17 protein-coding genes are annotated in these 24,046 nt (G+C 27.9%); 11 read left to right on the top strand and 6 right to left on the bottom strand.

Annotated features, from left to right (window positions below; translation table 4 throughout):
* Positions 1-183: 183 nt before the first annotated feature.
* The 3 genes from FJO69_RS02615 to lepA form a co-directional block, all read right to left on the bottom strand.
* Positions 184-384, bottom strand: coding sequence for a YneF family protein (locus tag FJO69_RS02615; RefSeq protein ID WP_241861664.1), 201 nt, complete (start codon positions 382-384; stop codon positions 184-186).
* Between the two features lie 77 nt (positions 385-461).
* On the bottom strand, positions 462-1,352 hold the full coding sequence (locus FJO69_RS07495) for an MSC_0882 family membrane protein (RefSeq protein WP_140781514.1): 891 nt from the start codon (positions 1,350-1,352) through the stop codon (positions 462-464).
* 6 nt (positions 1,353-1,358) lie between these two features.
* A complete protein-coding gene (gene lepA / locus FJO69_RS02605) occupies positions 1,359-3,158 on the bottom strand; it encodes a translation elongation factor 4 (protein ID WP_140781513.1) in 1,800 nt (599 codons plus the stop codon).
* 112 nt (positions 3,159-3,270) lie between these two features.
* Here lepA and FJO69_RS02600 point away from each other — a divergent pair, with 112 nt between their 5' ends.
* From FJO69_RS02600 to FJO69_RS07485, 5 genes are all read left to right on the top strand, one after another.
* Entirely contained in the window at positions 3,271-4,137 is an 867-nt protein-coding gene (locus FJO69_RS02600) for a diacylglycerol kinase family protein (RefSeq protein WP_140781512.1), read from the top strand.
* Positions 4,138-4,148: 11 nt separating this feature from the next.
* Entirely contained in the window at positions 4,149-4,487 is a 339-nt protein-coding gene (locus tag FJO69_RS02595; protein ID WP_140781511.1) for a S1 domain-containing protein, read from the top strand.
* A complete protein-coding gene (locus FJO69_RS02590; protein ID WP_140781510.1) occupies positions 4,477-5,793 on the top strand; it encodes a hypothetical protein in 1,317 nt (438 codons plus the stop codon). Before FJO69_RS02595 ends, FJO69_RS02590 begins: the two co-directional genes overlap by 11 nt.
* Positions 5,786-6,751, top strand: coding sequence for a lactate/malate family dehydrogenase (locus FJO69_RS07490; RefSeq protein ID WP_140781508.1), 966 nt, complete (start codon positions 5,786-5,788; stop codon positions 6,749-6,751). The genes FJO69_RS02590 and FJO69_RS07490 overlap by 8 nt, the downstream gene beginning before the upstream one ends.
* 136 nt (positions 6,752-6,887) lie before the next feature.
* Entirely contained in the window at positions 6,888-15,536 is an 8,649-nt protein-coding gene (locus FJO69_RS07485) for a GA module-containing protein (RefSeq protein WP_140781507.1), read from the top strand.
* A 51-nt stretch (positions 15,537-15,587) separates the two neighbouring features.
* Here the strand turns inward: FJO69_RS07485 and asnA are convergent, their stop codons facing one another.
* Together asnA and FJO69_RS02570 are read right to left on the bottom strand one after the other, a co-directional pair.
* Positions 15,588-16,568 carry an aspartate--ammonia ligase gene (gene asnA / locus FJO69_RS07480; protein WP_140781505.1) on the bottom strand — a complete coding sequence of 327 codons (981 nt, stop codon included), beginning with the start codon at positions 16,566-16,568 and terminating at the stop codon, positions 15,588-15,590.
* Positions 16,569-16,570: 2 nt separating this feature from the next.
* Entirely contained in the window at positions 16,571-17,764 is a 1,194-nt protein-coding gene (locus FJO69_RS02570; RefSeq protein WP_140781503.1) for a phosphoglycerate kinase, read from the bottom strand.
* 125 nt (positions 17,765-17,889) lie between these two features.
* Here FJO69_RS02570 and FJO69_RS07475 point away from each other — a divergent pair, with 125 nt between their 5' ends.
* The 4 genes from FJO69_RS07475 (at position 17,890) to FJO69_RS02550 (ending at position 20,585) form a co-directional block, all read left to right on the top strand.
* Positions 17,890-18,309 carry a hypothetical protein gene (locus FJO69_RS07475; RefSeq protein ID WP_140781502.1) on the top strand — a complete coding sequence of 140 codons (420 nt, stop codon included), beginning with the start codon at positions 17,890-17,892 and terminating at the stop codon, positions 18,307-18,309.
* Positions 18,299-18,880, top strand: a complete 582-nt coding sequence (locus FJO69_RS02560) for a diadenylate cyclase (protein ID WP_140781500.1) — start codon at positions 18,299-18,301, stop codon at positions 18,878-18,880. The genes FJO69_RS07475 and FJO69_RS02560 overlap by 11 nt, the downstream gene beginning before the upstream one ends.
* Positions 18,881-18,967: 87 nt before the next feature.
* A complete protein-coding gene (locus tag FJO69_RS07470; RefSeq protein ID WP_140781499.1) occupies positions 18,968-19,960 on the top strand; it encodes a TRM11 family methyltransferase in 993 nt (330 codons plus the stop codon).
* Entirely contained in the window at positions 19,932-20,585 is a 654-nt protein-coding gene (locus tag FJO69_RS02550) for a hypothetical protein (protein ID WP_140781497.1), read from the top strand. Before FJO69_RS07470 ends, FJO69_RS02550 begins: the two co-directional genes overlap by 29 nt.
* Positions 20,586-21,006: 421 nt before the next feature.
* Here FJO69_RS02550 and FJO69_RS07465 read toward each other — a convergent pair whose 3' ends face one another.
* Positions 21,007-22,017, bottom strand: a complete 1,011-nt coding sequence (locus FJO69_RS07465) for a hypothetical protein (protein WP_140781495.1) — start codon at positions 22,015-22,017, stop codon at positions 21,007-21,009.
* A gap of 338 nt (positions 22,018-22,355) precedes the next feature.
* Between FJO69_RS07465 and tuf the strand changes: the two genes are divergently transcribed.
* Positions 22,356-23,549, top strand: a complete 1,194-nt coding sequence (gene tuf, locus FJO69_RS02540; protein WP_140781494.1) for an elongation factor Tu — start codon at positions 22,356-22,358, stop codon at positions 23,547-23,549.
* Positions 23,550-23,728: 179 nt separating this feature from the next.
* The coding region (locus FJO69_RS03105; RefSeq protein WP_211333787.1) for a hypothetical protein at positions 23,729-24,046 on the top strand (318 nt) is incomplete at its 3' end.

The raw sequence follows: 24,046 nt of genomic DNA, 5'->3' as shown, positions 1-24,046 counted from the left end.
AATTTATGAAATCTTCATAAAGAATCAAAATCTCTAATCATTCTTCTTGTTTTAATTGCTTCATAATTACTCCTTAATATATAAAAAGTGAACACATATATGTGTCCACTAATTTTGTCCTAGTTTAATTTGTGTATTTTTTTATGTAAAAAATATCACCCAACAAGGTGATATTTACAATTATTATTTCGCGTTTTTCATAGCTCTCATAACATTTTTAATTTGAGCTTCTGATGCCTTACGTCCCATTTGTTGGAACATAACTCTAATTTGTTTTTCGTTAATAGGAGGATTTTCTCTTAATTGTTTTTCAAATTTCTTTTTAACAATAATCATGGTTACAATAGCTGCAACAATTGCAAATATAATTGGTAAGATAACCATTAAAGCAATTGCTCATCCAGGTACTGAACTTGAAGAAGCAGCGGCTGCTGATGCACTAGATAATGAAGCGATCATATTTATTTTCCTTTCATGCCAAATTTTTTAACTAAGATATAAATAATAAATGGTAAAACTAATAAAACTAAAATACTTATAAAAAATATTTTTGCTCAGAATTTATGGGCGTTAGTTTTTTTGGTTTGTACTTCATTAACATTCATAACATCATGCCCAAAAAATGTTTGAATATCTATAATTCTTTTTTTACGATAGATTGAATTAACGATGTAAAGAACTAAAACCATACCAATTATACCACAAAGAATATATACAACAATATCAGGGTTAGGGAAGGAATTATGTATTCATTTACCAAAGTCAACCGTTTCACTAAATTTTTTATCTTTTAAAGCTCAAAAAATTAATGTGAATAATCCAATATAAAAAATAAAAGCAATTATAAATCAAGTTCTTCTTACTTGTTTTAAATTAAGTTTTAGATAGAGTATTGAAATAAACGGTGGAGCAGTAAGTTGACCTCTGGTTATTAGTTCCCGATAAGAAACTATTGCGTTTTTAATACCACCTAATTCAATACCTTCAAAAATTGAATTTGTTAAAGTAATAGCCATTAATAAAACCGGAATTATATATCAACCTCATGGTGTAATATAACCTTCTTGTTTATTAAACAAACTTGGAATAAGACCAAAAAGTAAACTAATAATTAAACTAGCAAAAAAGACAATTAAATCCAAACTAATCATGAATTTACGTAATTTTATTTCATGATTAAAAACCCGATAAATACCATTAGGAATAATTCCTTTTGGATCGTTAACTTTATTTTTTACAACTTCTAATTCAGTAGTTTTGACGGTTGGACCAAGGTTAATGGAAGTTAAGGTTTTTGTATTACCGTTATCATTATCCATTGGCGAACCGCTAAATGTCGGTCTTATTGGCATAATATCTTAATCCTTTTTATTTGTATCAGTTTTTAGGATAGCTAGAAATGCTTCTTGTGGCACTTCAACACTTCCAATTTGTTTCATTCTCTTCTTACCTGCTTTTTGTTTTTTAAGCAATTTTTGTCTTCTAGTTACGTCTCCACCATATAAGTGAGCAGTAACATCTTTACGATAAGCTTTAATTGTTTCTCTGGCGATGATTTTTGATCCAATTGCTGCTTGTACCGGAATTTCAAAGTTTTGTCTTGGTACCACTTCTTTTAATTTTTCAGCTAATTCTCTACTTTTTGGATAAGCACTATCACGGTGGGTAATCATCGCTAAAGCATCAATCTTTTCGCCGTTAAGCATAATGTCAACTTTAACTAAATCACTTTCACGTAGTCCTATGTAATCATAATCAAATGAAGCATAACCTTTTGAATAGCTTTTCATTAAATCAAAGAAATCAAATATCGTTTCGTTTAATGGCAGTTCATAAATAAGCTTACGTCTTGTGTCATCTAAATATTCAATATCCACATATTTACCACGTTTAGATTGACATAATTCCATTATTGCACCTAAATAGTTTTCGGTTAACATAATGTTGGCTCTAATATAGGGTTCTTCAATCATCTTAATAGTTGATCTATCAGGAAATAATGAAGGGTTAGTAATATATTGAACGTCGCCATTAGTTAAAGTAATAACAAATTCTACAGATGGAGCAGTTGCAATAATATCAAGATTAAACTCTCTTTCTAATCTTTCTTGTAAAACGTCCATATGTAATAAACCTAAAAAACCAATTCTAAATCCAAAACCTAAAGCTTTCGAAGTCTCTGGTTCATAAACAATTGATGAGTCGGATAAACTAATTTTTTCTAATGCATCTTTTAAATCATTATAGTCTCTGGTATCCACAGGATAAAATCCAGTATAAACAACAGGTTTTAGTTTTTTATATCCAGGTAAAGGTCATGCAACTGGATTTTTAGCAGAAGTAATTGTATCTCCAACTGCGACGTCTTTTACATCTCTAATTGAAGCAGCAATTCAACCTACTTCACCGGCTGATAATTTATCTTTTTTAACTTCATTAGGATTTTTAACTCCTAATTCGGTAACTAAGTATTTTTTCTTAGTTTGCATAAAATAAATTTCGTCCCCAACTTTAACTTCACCATTAAAAATTCTTGTATAAACAACTACACCACGATAGTTATCAAAATAGCTATCAAATATTAATGCTTCTAATGGTTTGTTTGTATCTGCTTCTTTTGGTGCAGGAATTCTTTCAATAATAGCTTCAATAACTTGATCAATGTTAAGCCCAGTTTTAGCTGAAATTAAAATTGCATCCGAAGCATCGATACCAATAATATCTTCAATTTCTTTTTTAACACGATCAGGATCAGCACTAATTAAATCAACCTTATTAATAATAGGTACAATTTCTAAATTATTTTCAATAGCAAGATAAACATTAGCCAAAGTTTGGGCTTGTATACCTTGGGTAGCATCAACAAGTAATAAAGCCCCTTCACAAGCAGCTAAACTTCTTGAGACTTCGTAAGTAAAATCGACGTGTCCTGGCGTATCAATTAAATGAAAAATATAGTCTTTATATTTAATTTGAATAGCGTTAAGCTTGATAGTAATTCCTCTTTCTTGTTCTAAATCCATTGAATCAAGAATTTGAGGTTTAGCTTCACGGGCAGAAATTGTATTAGTAAATTCAAGTATTCTGTCAGCCAGAGTACTTTTACCGTGATCAATATGAGCGATTATAGCAAAATTACGTATTTTATCGTTTGTCATAGATTTATAAATTATAAGTAAAAATGCACCTTATTTAATTAAAAATTAATTAAGGCTTTGTTAAACTTTAAATAAAATTTAAAAATTAAAATATCTTAATTATAATTTTTTTATGTTTTACATATTTTTTAACTCTTTTTCAAAGAGCGGCTCTAACCTCAAAAAAAGAAATAAAATAATCAATCAAGCAATTAAAGCATTTAAGATAGAAAGCTATGAATTAAAAGACATTACAAAAATAAAAAATGTTAAATCAATACTTACTTCTTTTACTGAAAAAGATATTGTGATTTTAATTGGTGGAGACGGAACTTTAACCTATATAACCAACGCTATTAAAAACGAAAAAATTTTACCTAAAATTTATGCTTATCGAGCAGGTACTGGAAACGACTTTTTAAGAGATTTAAACTCTTACAAAGAAGTTAAAATTATTAATAAAAAGTTTTATTTAATAAATGATTTTATTCAAAATTTACCGCAGGTATATTTTGAAAATAAAAGCAGAACTTTTTTAAATGGAGTCGGTTTTGGAGTAGATGCTTATATTGCTGAAGCGGTAAATAAAGAAAAGAAAGAAACCGGTCATTCTTCATTTTTTAAAACCGGAATTAAAGCTTTTAAAAAGTATCAGCCTTTTAAAGAATTAATTATAAATATTGATGGTAAAGAACATAAATTTCATAAGGTTTGATTAGCTTCTATTATGAATGGCAAATACTATGGCAAGGGAATGAAAATTGCTCCTCATGCTAATCGGCAAAAGAAAGAGTTAGAAGTTTTAGTAATTCATAATTTATCTAAATTTAGATTGGCTTGTTTATTTCCAACTGTATTAACAGGCAGACATATTATTTATAAAAAATGTGTAACAGAATTATTCGGTAAAAACATTGAAATAAAACATCCAAATTTAGAATTTCTACAAATTGATGGAGAAATTTTTAAAGCTTATAATCAAATAAAAATAAAGGCATAAAAAGGACAAACATGAAGGAATATTACGTTGGCAAAATTATTAGAGCTAAGGTAGTAAAGGTTTTAAAAAACCTTGTTATTTTAGTTACAAAAGAAAATAAAAAATGTTATTTAAATATCAATGAAATTAGTGATTATTACGTCAAGAACTTAAACATAATGTTTAAAGTTGGGGACATTAAAGAATTAATTATTATTGAAGTAATGCATACAGGTGAATTAGTTGTTTCATTTAAAAAAATACACCCTAAAGAAATAAGAAACCCATTCGAATTTAAATTGGATACTAAAAATTGTGAATTTGACGCTTTGCTAGATTTTACTAATAAAGGAATTAATTATGGCAAATAGTCCAATTAAAATTGATTTTTCAAAAGCTTTAAGAGAAAAGTTTTTTGAAAAATATGAAAATGAAATAACTGAAATTAATAATAAAATTTCTTCACGAAATATTAATGGTAGCCAACATTTAGATTTCTTTGATGTTAAAGATAAAATTACAAAATCAGATTTTGAATTTATTAAAAAAGCTTATAGCTTATTAGTTAAAAAAAATATTGAATACTTAGTTGTAGTTTGTCCGCAACAAATTAGATTACAATCAGAAGCTTTAATTGACTTAAACAAAGGAAAATATAGCGACAAAGATAAAATAAAAATACTTTATGTTGACGAAACTATTGATGGTCGTGATTTAGTTTTATTGAGCCAATTTTTAGCTGATAAAAGATTTGTTTTAAATGTTATTTCACAAAGCGGCAAATCAATGGAAATTAATTTAGTTTATCGCGAAATAAAACAAATATTAATTAAAAAATTCGGACCACAAGTTGCCTCTGATTATATTTTCGTAACTACAAATAATAATTACGGAGATCTGTTTAAAGAAGCCAAAGAAAATAATTATCATTTATTAGGAATTTCAGATGGCGTTAAAGAAAAATATGTTAACTTTACACCAGCGGTTTTATTTCCGTTAGCTTGTGCCAATATTAACATAATTGAATATATAAACGGAGCGACAGCTGCTAATGAATATTATGCTAAAACACCATTAGAAAAAAATGAAGCTTATTTATACGCCTTGATTAGATTTATTTTGGTTAAAAATAATTTTAAATTGGAACATTTAAATGTTTATTCAGCTTCTTATGTTAAATTAGCCAAGTTAATGAAAATGTATTTTATTGAAGCTAATACCGCTAAAGAAAGAGGCTTGTTAGTTGAAATAAGTAAGCAGCCAAGTGATTTAATGACTTATTCACAATTAGCCATTTCACTACCCATTAGAACTTTTGACACTCACATTTTATTTACTAATCCTACTTATGATTTGCAAGTATCGATGAATAACGAAGGTGAAGATGATTATTTAAACCACTTATCAAAATTTACATATAATTTTATTGGTAAGGTTATTGCTGAAAGCGTAATAGATTCTCATGTTGGCTTACATAAAATCGCCAGTTTAAAAATTGATATTGAAGATTATAGTGCTTATAACTTAGGATGAATTATTGCCTTTATTCATCGAACAGCAATAATGTGTGCTTATTTACATGAAATTGACCCATTTTATCAACAGGGAGATATTTCATATAGTACAGCTTTAGAACAAAATATTAAATCAATTATTGGAGGAAATAAACATGAATAAAATTGGAATTATTGGAGTTGGTGCTGTTGGTTCTGCTTTTCTATATGCTGCTTTAAATAAAAACGTTGAAGCTGATTATGTACTTGTAGACGCTTTTTTAGATTATGCAAAAGCCCAAGCAAAAGATTTAAATGATGCCGCTTGTTCAATGGCTAATAACGGTTCAACTTTTATTGCAGGATGCTACGATGATTTAAAAGACGCCAACATTGTTGTTATTACTGCATCAGTCAAACCAAAAGAAGGTGTTTTAAAAGATCGTTTAGAACTACTTACTGATAATGCAAAATTAATTAAAGAAATTGGATTAAAAATTAAAGAATCAGGTTTTAAAGGAGTTACAATAATTGCTTCTAACCCTGTGGATATTATGGCTTCTATTTATCAACAAGTTACTGGTTTTGAAGCTTGCAAAGTTATCAGTTCAGGGACTATTTTAGAAACAGCTAGAATGAAGAAATTTTTATCTGAAAAAATTAACGTTAAAGCTTCTTCAATAACAGGATTTGTTATCGGAGAACATGGATCAAGATGTTTAATTCCATTTTCAAAAATGAGAATTGGACTAGGTTCTTTAAAAGATTGATTAGCTAATGGAACTATTGACGAAGAATGATTACAAAACCTTTATGAAAAAGTTAAAAATGAAGCTTTTGAAATTATTTCTGGCAAAGGAATTACCAACTTTGGGATTGGTGAAAATTTAGCAGAAATAACTCAGGCGATTTTAGCAGATAGAGAAGCTATTTATTCATTAGGTGTTAAATTACCAAATGAATATAAAAATCATGGTGTATACTTTGGTCTTCCTGTAATTTTAGGTAGAAATGGATATCGTCATTTGCCAAAAATTAGATTAGATGAAAACGAACAAAAAGTGTTTGACGAATACTCTGGTGAATTAAAACAAACAGTTGTTGAAGTTTTAAAAAATATGAATATTGAACCTAATTTTTAGTAATAAAAACAAATAAATTTTTTAAAAATCAGACTTAATTTTAGAAAGAAAAGTCTGATTTTTTATTTTTTATGGCATTTTTATTTGAAAATAATATTAAAATTAATATTATTTAAATCTTGAAAAAGGAGAATTTATGAAAAACAACAAGATGATGCTTATAGGTTTAGGTATTAGCTCATTAGCTGGAGCTTTACCTTTAGTATCAGCAAATTTAAATATTAATAATGACGGACAAACCGTTAATTTAATTCCGGAAAATCAAAGACCTTTTACCAAAAATACTAATACTTTTAATAACACTTATATTGCTGGTCAAGGTTGAGGTTTATCTGGTTGATATAGTTCACCTGAATATTTAAACGGTAGCAATAAGTTAGTTAAAGTAGAAAAACTAGAAGGCGATTTTTCAGAAGATGTTCAAAAATGAAGAATGACTTTTAACCAAGAATGACTATTAAATCCTAACTGACCGGGTGGACCAGTTACTTGAGGTAAAAATACTAGATTTACTATTTTAACATCTCCTGATTTAGTTATCGACGGCGAAAAACCATTTACTATTATGGCTTGAGGTCCTAAACAATACGAAGACTCAAATCAATATCAATATGATAAAAAAGTCGTTCCTGCCATGGAGTTAACAGAAGCTCCTAAATTTAATGGTCTTTACCCATCAAGTTTTAAATGAACTAAATTTGATGTAAGTGGTGGTCAATTTTTAGGTTATTTTAAATATAAGTTATCTCAAAATCAACAAGAAGCTGCTCAATTTTTTGAAAGTTTAAAAAACGAAAGACTTTGATTAAACTTAAATCAATATAACTATGTTGTAAGAGGTAATCAAGAATTTAATGTGATGCTAGCAGCAGCTAATAATGGTTTAAACGAAATTACTTCAAGTTTAATTGGTAGCGAACTAGATATGATGGCTAGTGATGATTGATGATCTGATTCTTTAAAATTCACTTTCGAGTTTTATACTAAAAAGAACCCAAACACCTTTTTATTACAACCTAATGGTGATATAACTCCGGGTACATCTTATGTGGGGGGGGCTTTTTCTTCAATTGGTAGTGAAACAACTGTTTATTCAAACTGAGATATTTATGTAGAAAATAGAAATGATTGAAGACCTTTTGATATTACCGTTAATCAAAAATACATGACCGAAGATTATTCAGGATTAGGAAATGTTTACGGATTACCACCAATTGAATTTAAATGAAAATTAAAAGAAAATGTAGCCAGTGCTAATTCAAATTCTGGTGAAAATTCAATAGTAGAAATTAACCCTGGCGATGGACTAGATATGCTTTCACCAGCTATGCAAGGTGTTAATAACTATACCGGTACAGCGATTTTAGGATTTAGACATGTTTTAAATTTAAATCCAGAAGATTTCGAAGCGAGCGTTGCTTATACTGATAAAGATTATCAAGAATCATGATTTGCTCCAAAATTAATTAAATCTTATGATGCTGCAACTAAACATTTTTACTATGAAATTCAATCAGCTTATAAAACAACTGAAAACGAAGCTAAATATCAAGAGTTAGAAACCTACGTTAATAAAATCAAAGCTTTATTAAATAAAGGTGGAATTTACGAAAAATTAGGTGAACAAAGTAGCCCTAATGTTCAAAATATTTTAAGTGAAATCTTAGCAGAATATAATGCTGAAATGAATAAAATTGGTAAATACCAACAATATTATGATCAAGTTAAATGATTTGAAGATTTATTGAAATCTTATGGACCATCTTTTAATGAATATTCAAAACTAGAAGATTTAATTTTCAAAAACTCAAACGCTAATAAATCAATTAATAAAAATAAAAGAGAATTAAATGAAATAACCGAAGCTAGTGAAGCTTCTTTAGAAAAAATTAGATCTCTAGCATCAAGTACTAATTCTTTATTAGAAAATCAGGAACTTTATAATGAACAAGGCAACCAAATATTAGATAATTTAGAACCTTATGTGCCAGAATTAAAAAAATATGTAGATTATATTAACGGTTTGGGAGAACAAGCGAAAGAAAATTACCCACATGAATATGAAGTAGTTAAAGGTGGCGAAAAACTATCAGTTTACACCTTATGAAGTAGAGTTAATTCATTAAATTCTTATAAAAAATTATTTGAAAGAACACTTCAAAACATTAAAAAATTAAAAAGCGACGTCGACGCTAAATATTTAGAAATAATTCGTGAAATTGCTATTCAAAAAATTAACAATGCAAAATATTTATCAAAAAAATTAAAAGATGATTATATTGCCAAAGTAAACAGTGAAACTAATCCAACTGTAATTGATAATCAAATTATTTATGAAGTTGAAGCTCTTAATGAAGCTCAAAAAGCAGTTTCTGAAACTTTAAGTAATTTTTATCAAAATATACAAAATACTATTAAATATACTGAAGCTACAGCTGAAACAAAAAATCCAGTTGATGAAGATTTAACAAAAGTTGGTTCAACGTTTTCACTTGACAACGGAATTTATGTTTTAAATTCACCAGCTAATTACGATAGTATTAAACAATTAAAAGACTACAATACAAAATTAAAAGCAGATATTGAAAAATTAAACGGTAATATTGTTTTTGATAACGCTAAAACTGAATTATTAAAAACAATTAAAAACGCTAAATATTTAAATCCAGCCCAAAAACAAGGTTTTATTAATAATTTAAACTCAACAGATACCAATACAGTGGCTAAAATAAATGCTATTAACGATAAAGTTGTGGCTTTAGATAATTTAATGAAACAACTAAAAGAAAAAGTTAGCGAAGTTGTAACAGCTAAAACAGCAACCGCAACTGCTAATAACTTTAAATATGCTGATGATAAAATTCTTCAAGATTTAAATAATTTAATAACACAAGCTAATAATTTATTAACTTCTGAAACTAATAATGCTAATGACAAAGAAGTTCAAACCGAAATTACTAATATCACTAATCAAGTTGCTAAGCTAAACGGTGATGCTAATTTACAAAAAGCAAAAGAAGATATTGCTAAATTAACTGACTTAAATCAAAACCAAGCGAATACAGTTAATGCAAATTTATTAGCTTCAGAAAATTTAGCTGGCTTAAATAATGTAGTAGCTTCTGCTAAACAACAAAATCAAGCTATGGTTGATTTAAAAGCTAAATTAGCTGAAATTAAAGCTAAAATTTTAGTTGAACCAGATAAGTTAGATTATGAATTAGCAAGTAATAGGAAAGATTTAGACGATGCAATTAAAGTAGCCGAAGCTTTATTGAATAAAACTTCTGGTGAAGATGCTGATACTGCTAAAGTTAACCAAGTTAAAGACACTTTAACCCAAGCTTTTGATAATTTAAATGGACTTGAATTATTACAAGCAGCTAAAGATGCAGCTTTAGAAAATCTAAAAACCTTAAAAGATTTAAATCCAAATCAAGTTGCTGCCGCTAAAAATGCTATTAATGATTCAAAATCAATTACTGATATTAACGCTATGAAAGAAAACCAAACTCAAACTAATGAACAAATGGGTAAAATTAAAGCTTTAATTAATGAAATTGATACAAAAAATGTTTTAAATACTCCAAACTATAAAGAAGCTTCAAACAAAGCAGCTTTTGATACAGCTTTAAATAACGGTAGAACCTTAATTTCTGAAAGTGGAGCTGCAAGTGATTTAGCTAATACTACATCAGTTTATAACGCTTTAAAAACTGAATATGATAATTTAAACGGTGATAAATTACTAGCTCAAAAGAAAGAAGAAGCTCTTAACAAATTAGCAACTTATAAATGATTAAATCCAAATCAAGTGAAATCTTATAAAGAAAAAATAAATTTAGCAAATGAAATAACAGCTATTGATAATTTAGATCAATCTGCTTCAACCTTAAACGATTATATGCATAGGGTTAACCAAAATATTTCTTCATTAGGTCCTAATGTAGAAAAACTACCTAAATATGTAAACGCTACAGAAGATAAAAAATCAGCTTACGACGAAGCATATAAAGCTGCTAAAAATTTAGTTTCTGATGAAGGATTGGACTTAGATTTAAATGGTGTTAAATCTATTGATGAAAAATTAAATACTACTTATGCTGAATTAAATGGTGATGAAATATTACGAAACAAAAAACAACAAGCTAAAAACGAGATTAAAGGTTATCAAAATCTAAATGAAAACCAAATTAAACAAATTAATGATTTAATCGACACTCAAACTGATGTTAAAGAAATTGATAAAATTATTTCAAATGCTAAACAAGCTTCAAATGCGATGACCGCTTTAAAAGAAGCTATTGAAAATGCTAAAGCAGTTAAACCAAATCCAAAATATACTGAAGCTACAAATAAAGAACCTTTTGATGAAGCTTTAACTGCGGCTGAAAATAAATTAAAAGATGCTAACTTTACTAACGATACTAACCAAAGTGATATTAGTAGCGTTACCGATACATTAAATACAGCCAAAACAAATTTAGATGGAAATCAAGTATTAAAAGCCGAAAAAGATAAAGCAAGACAAACAATTAATAATTTAACTAATTTAAATCCAGCTCAAAAAGCTAACTATATTAACCAAATTGATTCTGGAAACACAGATAGCCAACAAAAAATTAACGATATTGTAGCTAAAGCTAAAGAATTAGATAGCACAATGGCCGATTTAAAAACTCAAATTGCCGAAGCTAATAAATATTTAGATCAAGCTAACTCTGATAAAAATAACAATTATAAATATGCAGATGCAGATAAGAAAACAGCATTTGATAATGCTTTAAAAGCTGCTAATGAATTAGTCGGTGAAAATGGTTCTAACTTAGCAAAAGCAGAAGTAGAACAAATTAAAACTAATATTGTTAATGCAATTAACGATTTAAATGGTTTAGCTAACAAAGCAAAAGCCGAAGCTGATTTAGCTAAATTAACTCATTTAAATGATTCTCAAATGGCTGACTTTAAACAAGAATTAAATGAAGCAAAAGGTTTAGAATGCTTAAATAAAGTTATTGCTAGTGCAACTAAAACTGATGGATTAATGGCAAGTTTAGCTAATGAAGTAGCTAATATTAAAACTAATACTTCAAATAGTGAAGATAACATTATTAATTACACACTTGCATCTAATAAAGACGAATTAGACAAGTACATGGCAATGGCTGAAAAATTAGCTAATAATAAAGCCAGTTTAAATACACCAACCGACGAACAAATTCAACAATTAATTGATAAATTAAAATTAGAATTTAGTAAATTAGATGGTAAACAAGTATTGCAACAAGCCAAAGATAATGCAATTACTCAATTAGGAAAAGACAGTTCATTAAATAAAAATCAAAGCGATAAATATTCACAAGCTATTAATAATGCTAAAGATTTAGATACTATTAAAGAAACTTTAAATAAAGCTAATGCAACCAATGAACAAATGGAAGCTTTAAAAGATCTTGTTGAAGGATATAAAGATTCTAAATTAAAAGAATCTGCTAAATATGTTGATGCAACAAATAAACAACCATTTGACGAAGCTTTATCAGCTGCCGAAGCTTTATTAAACAAAACAACCGGTGAAGGTTTAGACGCTAGCGAAGTAGCATCTATTAAAGATAAATTAGACAAAGCACAAAAATCTTTAAATGGAGATATTCAATTATCTGATGCTAAAGAAAAAGCCAAAGCAGATTTAGAAAAATTAACATCATTAAATAAAGCTCAAAAAGATGCAATTTTAGATCAAATTGAAGCAGCCGAAGATAAAGCTGACTTAGATGTTATTTCTCGAAATGCTACTGAGTTAAACGATGCTATGGAACAATTAGCAGATAGTTTAGCTACTGTACCAGCAGACATCAAAAATACTCCGAAATATTTAAACAGTGATGCTAATTTACAAAAAGCCTTTGATGATGCTTTAAAAGCGGCAATAGATTTAACAAACTTTAATAATGGCGAAAATCTTCCAAAAGATCAAGTAGAAACTATTAAAACTAATTTAGAAACTGCTTTAAACGCCTTAGATGGAGATACAAAATTAGCAGCCGCTTTAGAAAAAGCCAAAGAAGATTTAAGCAAATTAAATAATTTAACTGATGAACAAAAAGCTAATATTGAAAAAGAATTAGAAAAAGCTAAAACCAATTCAGATGTTGAAAATATTATTAATAATGCTAAAGATTTAGATGGTGCAATGGAACAAATTAAAAAAGCTATTGCTAATGCAGAAGCAGTTAAACCAGAAGCTCCATACATTAATGCAACTAACAAAGAACCATTTGATGAATCATTAGCTAAGGCTGAGAAAGCATTAGAAAATAAAGCAAACAATGATATCCAACAACTTAAAGATTTAGCTAAAGAATTAGCTGATAATCAAGCTAATTTAAATGGTTTAAACAATTTAAGAGACCAAAAACAATTTGGTAAAGCCCAAATAGATCAATTAGGTAACTTAAATAAAGCTCAAAAAGATTACTACAAAAATAAAATTGACGGAGTTAAAGACGGTAAAGATATTTCTGGTATCTTAGACGAAGCTTCAAAATTAAATGATTTAATGAACGAATTAAATAACAATTTAGCTTCAGTTTACGATTCACAAATTTTGGATTCAGATAAATTTAATAACTCTTCAAAACCAAAACAAGACGCTTTAACTCAAATTGTTAACAAAATAAATAATGTTGTTAAACCAAATTATGAAGATTCAACTGATTTAAAACAACAAGTTATCGATTTACAAGAAGAGCTAAAAAATGCTTTAAACGGATTAGACGGAACTAAGATTTTAAACGAAAGAAAATCAGAAGTAGAAGCAGCTATTAATAATGCTAAATACTTAAACGACGCTCAAAAAGCTGAATTTAAAAAACAATTAGCTGCTTTACAAGATGTAAATAAAGTAAATCAATTAAACGATAAAGTAGCGACTGTTGATAATAGTATGAAACAATTGGATAAAGCTATTAAAGCTATTCCGAGTGATACCAAACAAACTGCGAACTACATTAACGCTGATGAAGCTTTAAAAACAAATTTCGATACCCAATTAGCTAACGCAGAAGGATTAAACAATAAAGCAACCGGAGCTGCTAATGTTGATGAAACATCAATTAATAATTTAATAGATGCTTTAAATAATGCTTATGAAAGTTTAAATGGTAACGAAAACTTAGAAAAAGCTAAAACCAAAGCAAGAGCTGAAATTCAAAATCTAAATAACATTAATAAAGCTCAACTAAAACACATTTTAAATGATCTAGAAAATAGTAATTCAGTTAAAGAAATCGAAGAAACTATTGTTCCTAACGCAAAAACTTTAGATGATAAGATGAAAGATCTTAAAAAAGTTATTGCTGACATGAACCAAAGTTTATTAGATAAGAAAAATGCAAATTACTTATATGCAGATAAAGCTCTACAACAAGTTTTAAAAGATAAAATTGCTGAGGCTGAAAATATTGCTTCACATAGTACTGGACCTGATAGTTCTTACCAAGAAGTACAAACAGCTATTGATAATCTAAATAAAGCAAACGAAGCTTTAAATGGTATTGAAAACTACAACAAAGCAGCAGATAAATTAAAAGGGTTAATCAACGATGCTGATAATGTTAAAAATTCTGGTAGATATCAACAATCAGAACAAGCTAAACAACAAGCTTATGATGATGCAATAAAGCCTGCTAAAGAATTAAATGATAAAGATAGATTAAAATACACTAATACTTCATTAGACAAAATTTTAAAATTAACCGAAGATATTGAAAATGCTTTAAATGCCTTAGGTGTTTCAGCGCAAGATATTATCGATAAAATTAACAACTTACCAAATCTAAATCAAACTGAAAAAGATAAGTTAATTAATGATATTAAAACAAATCCTGATAATAGATATGATATTTACGATCAAGCAAAAGAAACTAGCGATAATAAACAAGCCGCTATTGATTATGTAAATTCATTAGATAACTTAAGCAAAGATGAAAAAGACGCTTATATTAATAAAATTAAAGATTTAGTAAACCCAAATAAAAACACTTTAGATGATTTACAAAATAAAGCTGGCGATGATAATTCATACATCAAAGAAATCATTGACAACATCAATAAATTAGCTGATAATTATGACAAATCAATCGCTAATGCTACTCAAAAATTAATCGATAAATTAAATAAAGATGTTATCTCGAACAAACCATATCAAGATAGTTTAGATGCTGCAAATAATGCATATGACATTAATACAGGTATAACTTCATTATTAAACGATAAATATGGTTCAAAAGCTAACGAAAAATTAAATGGCTTAAAAGCTAAAACACAAAATAATTTAGTTGAAAATACTAATCAACCTTTATTAGAAGATGCTAATAATAAATTTAATGAAGAATTAGCAAAAGCTAATGCAAATGTAAACGGAATTGACAAAATAGTTAAAGGTATTTCAACAGGCGATAAAGAGTTGGTTGAAAAAGGTTTACAAGAACTTTCTTCTGAAGTTAAAACTGTTGTTAATAAATTTGTTGATACTATTTTAAATAATGGCTCATTAGATGTAATTAAAAACAACGAAAATATTAGCCAAGAACAAAGAGAAGAACTTCTAAAAGCTATTACTCCAAAAACTCCTAAATATTTAGCTGGACTATATAAAGAAGCAATTAATAATTTAAAATCTAAATCAATTGATTTATTCTGATGATTATTGTTAATTCCAACTGGAATCGGATTATTAATTTTAATTGCTATCGCGATGATGAAGAAAAATAGAAGAGATTAATAAATAATAAATAAGTAAAAAACTAACAACCACAAGGCTGTTAGTTTTTCTTTATAAAATGATAATATTTTCTTTTTTAGCTTTAATTAAATTTTCTTCGTCTCAAACGCTAACTTGAACTTCGCCAATATGTTTCTTTTCTAATAAAAACATTGCAATCCGGCTTTGTCCTAATCCGCCACCAATTGTAAAAGGTAATTCTTTATTAATTAATTTGGCATGATAAGGACTTAAGGCAGCGATTTCATCGATTGATAAATCATATTGTCTTCTAATTGCTTTTTTATCTACTCTAATTCCCATTGAACTTATTTCTAAAGCTTGATCGTTAATAGAGTCATAAACAATTAAATCACCATTTAAATTTCAATCGTCGTAATCTTTCGCTCTTTTTGAGTGTGGTTTACCATCCGGTAAACTTCATCCAATTTGATAAATAAAGACAGAACCATGTTTTTTAACAATTTCGTATTCTCTTTGATCAGCATTTAAATCTGGATATAAATTATATAAATCTAAAGCGGAAATAAAAAATACTTTTCTTGCTAATTTATTAGATAAAGAAGGGTAAATTTTATTAATTCTTTTTTCAGTTATTTTTAAAGAACGATATATTTTTTGCACAATCTTTTTAAGAAAATTAATATTACGATCTGCTTCATTAATAACTAATTCTCAATCTCATTGATCGACATAAAAAGAATGTTTATTATCTAAATCTTCTTCACGTCTTACCGCGTTCATATCGGTGTATAAACCTTCATAAATATCGAAATGATATCTTTGTAAGGCGTCTCTTTTTCATTTTGCTAGTGAATGAACTACTTCTAAATTTTCTCCAATATTTTTAGCTGTAAATACTATCGGTGTTTCTCCGTTTAATCCGTCGTTTAAACCACTAGAAGATCTTAAAAATAAAGGAGCAGAAACACGTACTAAATTAAGTTTTTTTCTAAGACTGTGTGAAAATATATCTTTTAATTTTTCAATAGCGTATTGAGTTTCTTTTAAAGTTAATTTTTTTTCATAAATAACTATTTTTCTTCAATAATTTCAATACCGGGTAATTTGTTTCCTTGTACAAATTCAATTGAAGCACCACCACCGGTTGAAATAAAACTAAATTTGTCGTGGTAACCTAATTTGTTAATTGCGGTAACAGAATCTCCACCACCAACTACTGAATAAGCGTCTTGGTTTTCGGCAATAGCAATAGCAATTCCTCTTGTTCCTGCTTCAAAGTTTACAAATTCAGTAACTCCGGCAGGACCGTTTCAGAAAATAGTTTTTGCAGTTTTAATAATTTCAGCAAATTCCTTAACACTTTCTGGACCAATGTCTAATCCCATGTGACCTTCTGGAATGTTTTGAGCATCAGGGGTTGTAAATTCTGGTTTCTTATCTGCAAATTCATCGACAAAAGCGTTATCAACTGGTAAAACGATTTTGTCTGGGTATTTTTCTAAGTATTGTTTTACCAATTCAACTCTATCTGGTTCGTATAAAGAATTTCCAATTTCAAATCCTTGAGCTTTTTTAAAGGTGTAAGCCATACCACCTACAACTAGAACTTTGTCAGCTACTTCAAATAATTTTTCTAAAACTTTTAATTTATCACTAACTTTTGCTCCACCAACGATAGCGACAAAAGGTCTTTCAAAACCACCTAATAATTTAGTTAGATGTTTAACTTCTTCATCCATTAAAAATCCTAAAGCACTTTCTTTAACATATTTAGCTACTCCGTGAGTAGAAGCATGTGCTCTATGAGAAGTTCCAAAAGCATCATTTACATAAATATCACATAATGAAGCTCAGTATTTAGCTAATTCTTCATTGTTTCCTGATTCGGCTTTGTCATTTAAATCTTCAAAACGGGTGTTTTCAATCATCATAACTTGACCTGGTTTTAAGTTTTTAATTGCTTCTTCAACTTTTTCACCCTTGGTTTCAGGAACAAATAAAACTTCTTGTCCTAAAATTTCAGCAAATTTTTTAGCTACAGGAGCTAGTGATTTAGTAGCTTTATCTTCTTCTGATTTAATTCTACCTAAGTGAGACATAACTACTAATTTTGAACCATTATCTAATAAATATTTAATAGTTGGAATTGCTGCATCAATTCTTTTGGTGTCCATAACAATTCCGTTTTTTAAAGGAACGTTAAAGTCAACTCTAATTAAAACAGTTTTATTGTTTAAATTTAAATCTTTAATTGTTTTCTTCATAATACTCCTTGTATAAAATAATAACAATATTATATCTGATATTTTTTAAAGATAATTAATGGTTAATATGTTAATTAGATTTATTGTTTAAATGTTAAAATTTAAGATATTAAATTAGGAGAAATATGATCAAAAGACTATACGCTCAAAAACAAAAAGATATTCGTAATACTTACTATGATCCGGAACAAGATACTATTTCTAAAATCATCAGTGAATTTCAAGCTTATTTAAAAAGTGCTAAGTTTTATAAAGAATATTCAGAAATAGATAAGTTTAAAAATTTTCAGGAAATTCGTTGAATGAAAATCATGGATGAAAGAACTACTTCAATAAGAGACGAAGCCAAGGAAAGACAAGATAAAATAAGAGTTAGATGAGAAAGCTATATTGAATACGAAAAATGATCTGATTCACCAGCCGCTCAAAAAGCTAAACCTCTTTCAAAAATGAGTAGAATTTTAATCATTTTTGGAGTTTTAATATTAATTGGTATTATGTTAACTATTATTATTGGTTTAAATGGATGGGGCTATGGCAAATAGTATTATTTACATTATTTTAGCGATTGTTATTTTAATAGCTTTAGTATTGATTATTAACTATACAGTTTTAGGTTTAAGATACATTAACAAAAATAAAACCGTAAAGAAAAATTTAGGTCAATCAACTAAAATTAGAATTATTTATCAATTAAAAGAAGCGATCGAATATTTATCTAAAACTAAAACAGGTGCAATTATAACTATCGAAAATAAAGACAATCTAGATTTACTAAGAACTGATGGGATTATTATTGACGCCAATATTTCTTCTTCTTTAATTATTTCAATTTTTAATAAACATTGTCCTCTTCATGATGGAGCAATAATTATTAGAAATAATAAAATATATTACGCTGCGACATATTATAAAATAACTAAAAAATCTATTGATAATAGATATGGAGCAAGACATAGAGCAGCTATGGGTATTTCTGAAATCAGTGACGCTACAACCATTGTTGTCAGCGAAGAAAACGGTGGTGTTACCGTAGCCAAAAATGGTGTTTTTAAACCAATTTTAATTAAAAACTTACAAGAAACTTTGGTTGATATTTATAAAGGCACAGAATAATATATAACGAGCTTAAAGCTCGTTTTAATTTATTTAAATTAATCAAAACAAAATATAATTAATAAATATATTTATAAGGAGTCATAAATGAGTAATAAAGTGCAACTAGGTCAATTTTTTACAATATCTAACCCATTTAAATCAGTTGCCTTTTATAAATGGTGAAATTTAATACCACAAAAAGACAAAAAAGTAATTTTGGAACCATTTGCTGGTACAAATAATATTCCGCTTTTAATTTCAGAAGTAGGTTATTATCCTGAATGAAAATGTTTTGATATTGCTAAACAAGAAATAAATCGTTTTGATGAATTTAATATCGAAATTAAAAATACTTTAAAAGATTTTCCTAAAAACTTTAAAGTAGCTATTACTAATCCTCCTTATTTAGCGAGAAATTCAGCTACAAGAAATAAATTAGAATTTGAAAATACACCTTTTGATGATGTTTATAAACAAGCGTTAAAAGTAATGCTAGATAATTGCGATTATGTTGCCGCTATTATTCCTGAAACCTTTATAACATGAAATAATAATGAAATTAAAAAGAGATTAAAATATGCAATTTCACTAACAATGAAGATGTTTGATGATACTGATTGTCCTGTCTGTTTAGCTTTGTTTGTAAAAGAAGAAAATGATAGCTATGAAATTTATCGTAATGATTATTTACTAGGAAATAATTTGCAATTAGCTAATTTTATTACTGAAGCTTCTACTAAATATAATTGAACTTTTAATGATCCTCAAGGAGAAATTGGTGCTATTTTAATAGATGATACTAATAAAGATACAATTAAATTTGTTAAAGGCGAGGATATTAAAAATAAAATTTCTGTATCTAGTCGAAGTATAACGCGTATTAAAATACCAAAAGAAATTAAGATTAAAAATTTAAATAAATTTATTACTTATTTAAATAATTATTTAATTGAATATCGTGAAAATACTTACGACGTTTTTATGTCTTCATTCAAGGGGCTAAGAAAAGATGGTAAATATCGCCGTAGATTAAGTTTTACTGAAGCTAGAAAGATTTTAAATATTTGTTATGAAAATTGATTGAGAAAAAATAATTAAACAAAAGCGTTTAGAAAATATTAAACAAGTTTATAAATCTTTAGACGCAAAATGATTAAAAGAAAAAATCACCAGTGAATCTAATAGAACTGGTGTGCCAATCGAAAAATTTTACGAAGAAATTAGAGATTTAAACTTATCTACAATTATTAAATTTGCCAAAGATCCAAATAAACAAAACATTCATGAAATAATAGCTTCTGAATTTATTAAACCAATTGATGGTGTTACAAATTTTAAAATACTACCTAAGTCAGGTAAAAATGCAATTTATCTTACTTCCGATGGTAATGTTCTAAAATACCAACCAGATTTTAAAAGTTTAAAAACAATTGATATGACCTGGGAATATAAAAATATTACTTTTTATGCTTCCCATAAATATACGTATGACGAAGGCGGGGCTCAAGACAATCAATTTGAAGATGTTAAAAGATTTTTAGAATCAGTTCAAAAAATAATTAATCCTAATGTTTTCTTTGTTTGTCTAACTGATGGGTTATATTACCAAAAGTTAGTGAAAAATGGTATGTCTAGAAAAGATTATTTAAATATGGCTTATAAAGGTTTAAGTTCGGCAGCAATTTCTACCGAAGAATTGGCAGATTTCATGAAAAAATTATAATTTGCAAATAAACTTAATTTAAATTGAAAAATTTAATATTTTTTGATTTATCTAAATAATTATGTGTTATTATTATGAAGCAAAAAAGAGGCTATTAAGTTTCCTTTTTGTCGTGATTACAATAAGAAATCATGTTTTAAATATTGGCTTGGATGAAATTATTAAATAATTAAATTTTTTTATTTACATCCCTTATTTCTTTAAATTTTTATCAAAGTTCATTTTATTTAATTAAACATTTTAAATAATTCTTCATTTGTTTAATTTTGATTAGTCCAAGTCAATGTTATATTTTAAAAAATTAAGTTTTTAATTCCTTTTATTTAAAACAATCATTTATTTTCGACAAGTCTCCTAAGAGGCTTGTTTTTATATATAAAAAGCAACACCGTTCGATGTTGCTTAAATATTTCTAACAATTTTAAAGAGTAGCGATAACTTTGGTTAATTCTGTTAATTCATTTTTAAAGTTTTCAAAAATAGTTGTAACGATAGCTTGAATTTTATCTAATTGAGGATTTAAAATTTCACTAACTGTTGCTTTGTCTTCTTCGTTTAAAGTTTGTGAGTTAGTAATAACTAATTTCATATTTGCAAAGAAATCTAAAAATGGTTTTTGAACTTCTTGATAAGTTGCATTGTAACCATTTTTTAATAATTCTTCAAAGTTTAAAGCTTTTAAAGAAGTTACTAATGTGTCATAAGCTGATGGAGTTTTTTCTTCTCCGAAGGTGTAAAGTTTTAAAGCTTCAACAACTTCGTTAATTTTTGCAATTCCTGAAGTTTTTTCGTTGCTTTCTAAACTATCAAAAATAGCTTCAAATCCACCCTTAATACCTTCATTGTCTTTTAATAAAGGTAAAACATCTACCAATCCTTCTACCTTGCTTTCACCTTCTTGGCCGTTGCCTTTAATAGCTGTGTCAATGTAAGCTGCTGTTAAAACTGATTTAATTTTCGCCAATGCATTTTCGCCTTGAGCTTGATTTGATAAAACGGCTGCTAAAACATCAAATTCAACTTGTGATAATTTTTCTTTTACCATTCCATAAGCACTTATAGCTTGAATAACATCTTTTTGAGCTACTAAGTCTTGGTAAGTTGAAGCAATTAAATCTGAAGTATTTTTAATGTCAACAAGTGTTCCGATTTCAACGGTTGAAGTTTCATTTTTTTCTTCGTCTTTAACTTCTTTTGTAGATTTTAGTCATGTTTGTAAAGCTTCAACAAAAGCTTGTTTTTTAGCTTGATCTTCAATTGAACTTAGTTTTAAACTTTTAAATAATTCATCTGTGTTATTTACTATTTGCTTTGTAGTTGAAGAAGGGGTTTCATGTAAACCAAAACCAATTCCGAAACCTAAAGCAACAGCTCCTACTATTGCACCTGCTCCACCTAAAATAATCGCTGGTTTTTTCTCAATTTTTGCCATTTGTTCTCCTGTTTTATTTCTTATATTTTTTATATAAGTCACTTTAATTATATTAGGTAATTATTGTCAATATATTAACATACAATGAATAGCCCAAAAATTACGTTTAAAAATGTATATTTTTATAAGTTTTTTGTTTTATTTTTTGTTAATTTAAGCTTAAAATTGTGTCAAAAAACATAAAATGAAAAAAATAGTCTTTTTTTGCTAAAATTTAACATAGTCTTAAACGCGAGTGGACAGGATATAGATGAAAGACTATACTATGGTAGGTTAAACGCGTTTAATCAATAAAATTTATATATTAAAAATTACAAAAAATCGAAAGGAATTTTATTATGGCAAAATTAGATTTTGACCGTTCAAAACCACACGTAAATATTGGTACAATCGGTCACGTTGACCACGGTAAAACTACTCTTACAGCTGCTATTGCTACAATCTTAGCTAAAAAAGGTTTAGCAGAAGCTCGTGACTATGCATCTATCGATAATGCTCCAGAAGAAAGAGAACGTGGAATTACTATTAACACCGCTCACATCGAATATCAAACAGAAAAACGTCACTATGCTCACGTTGACTGTCCAGGTCACGCTGACTACGTTAAAAACATGATTACCGGTGCTGCGCAAATGGATGGTGCTATCTTAGTTGTTGCTGCAACAGATGGACCTATGCCACAAACAAGAGAACACATCCTACTTGCTAAACAAGTTGGTGTTCCAAAAATCGTTGTTTTCTTAAACAAAATCGATATGTTCAAACCAGATGAAAGAGAAGAAATGGTTGGACTTGTTGAAATGGACGTTAGAGGATTACTATCAGAATATGGTTTTGATGGTGACAACGCTCCAGTTATTGCTGGTTCAGCTCGTGAAGCTCTACAAGGAAATGCAGAATACGAAGAAAAAGTTCTAGAATTAATGAACGCAGTTGATGAATACATCGACGAACCTGCTCGTGAAACTGACAAACCATTCTTAATGGCTGTTGAAGACGTTTTCACAATTACAGGACGTGGAACTGTTGCAACAGGACGTGTTGAACGTGGTGTTCTACAAGTTAACGAAGAAGTTGAAATCGTTGGTCTAAAACCAACTAAGAAAACTGTTGTTACAGGTATCGAAATGTTCAGAAAGAACTTAAAAGAAGCTCAAGCTGGAGACAACGCAGGTATGTTATTACGTGGAATGAACCGTGATGACGTTGAACGTGGACAAGTTTTAGCTAAACCTAAAACAATCGTTCCTCACACAGAATTTGAAGCTGCTGTTTATGTTCTTAAAAAAGAAGAAGGTGGACGTCACACTCCGTTCTTCCAAAACTACAAACCACAATTTTACTTCCGTACAACCGACGTTACAGGTGGAATTAAATTCACAGATAGCCGTGAAATGGTTATGCCAGGTGACAACGTTAACCTAAAAGTTGAATTAATTGCTCCTATCGCTGTTGAAGAAGGAACCAAATTCTCAATCCGTGAAGGTGGAAGAACTGTTGGTGCTGGTTCAGTAACAAAAATCATTAAATAATTTATGATGGAAAAGAGAGGTAAAACTCTCTTTTTTATTATCAAAAAATAAAATTTAAGTAAAAATTATTTATTATATTTGAATTTAACTTTAAACAAATTTAACCTCTTTATTTGCGGGTATAATATAGGTATAAAATAAGATTAAAGAATAACGGAAAATTTAAAAAATAAATAATTATGGACAACAATTTTGAAATAAAAAAATTAAAAGAATTAATTGAATGTTCTAATTTAATAATAAATAAACATAAAAAGAAAAAAGCGTTTAATATTTCACTTTTGATAGTATCAACTATTTACCTTTTATTTATTTGTGGAGGTGCTTTATTTGGTTTTCTTTATAAAGGAGCGAACGAATTATTATTAAAAAAAATTTTACACTTTTTACCTTTATTATTAATCCCTGTTATTTATTTCTTGTTTAGAATAATAATAAAAAATAAAGTTATTAAATATGCAAATTTGGATTTCTATAGAAATTTAAAATATATAAAG

This window comes from [Mycoplasma] falconis (genome assembly GCF_006385795.1).
In the GTDB taxonomy this organism is placed as follows: domain Bacteria; phylum Bacillota_I; class Bacilli_A; order Mycoplasmatales; family Metamycoplasmataceae; genus Metamycoplasma; species Metamycoplasma falconis.
This window is presented reverse-complemented; position numbering and strand designations above follow the sequence as displayed.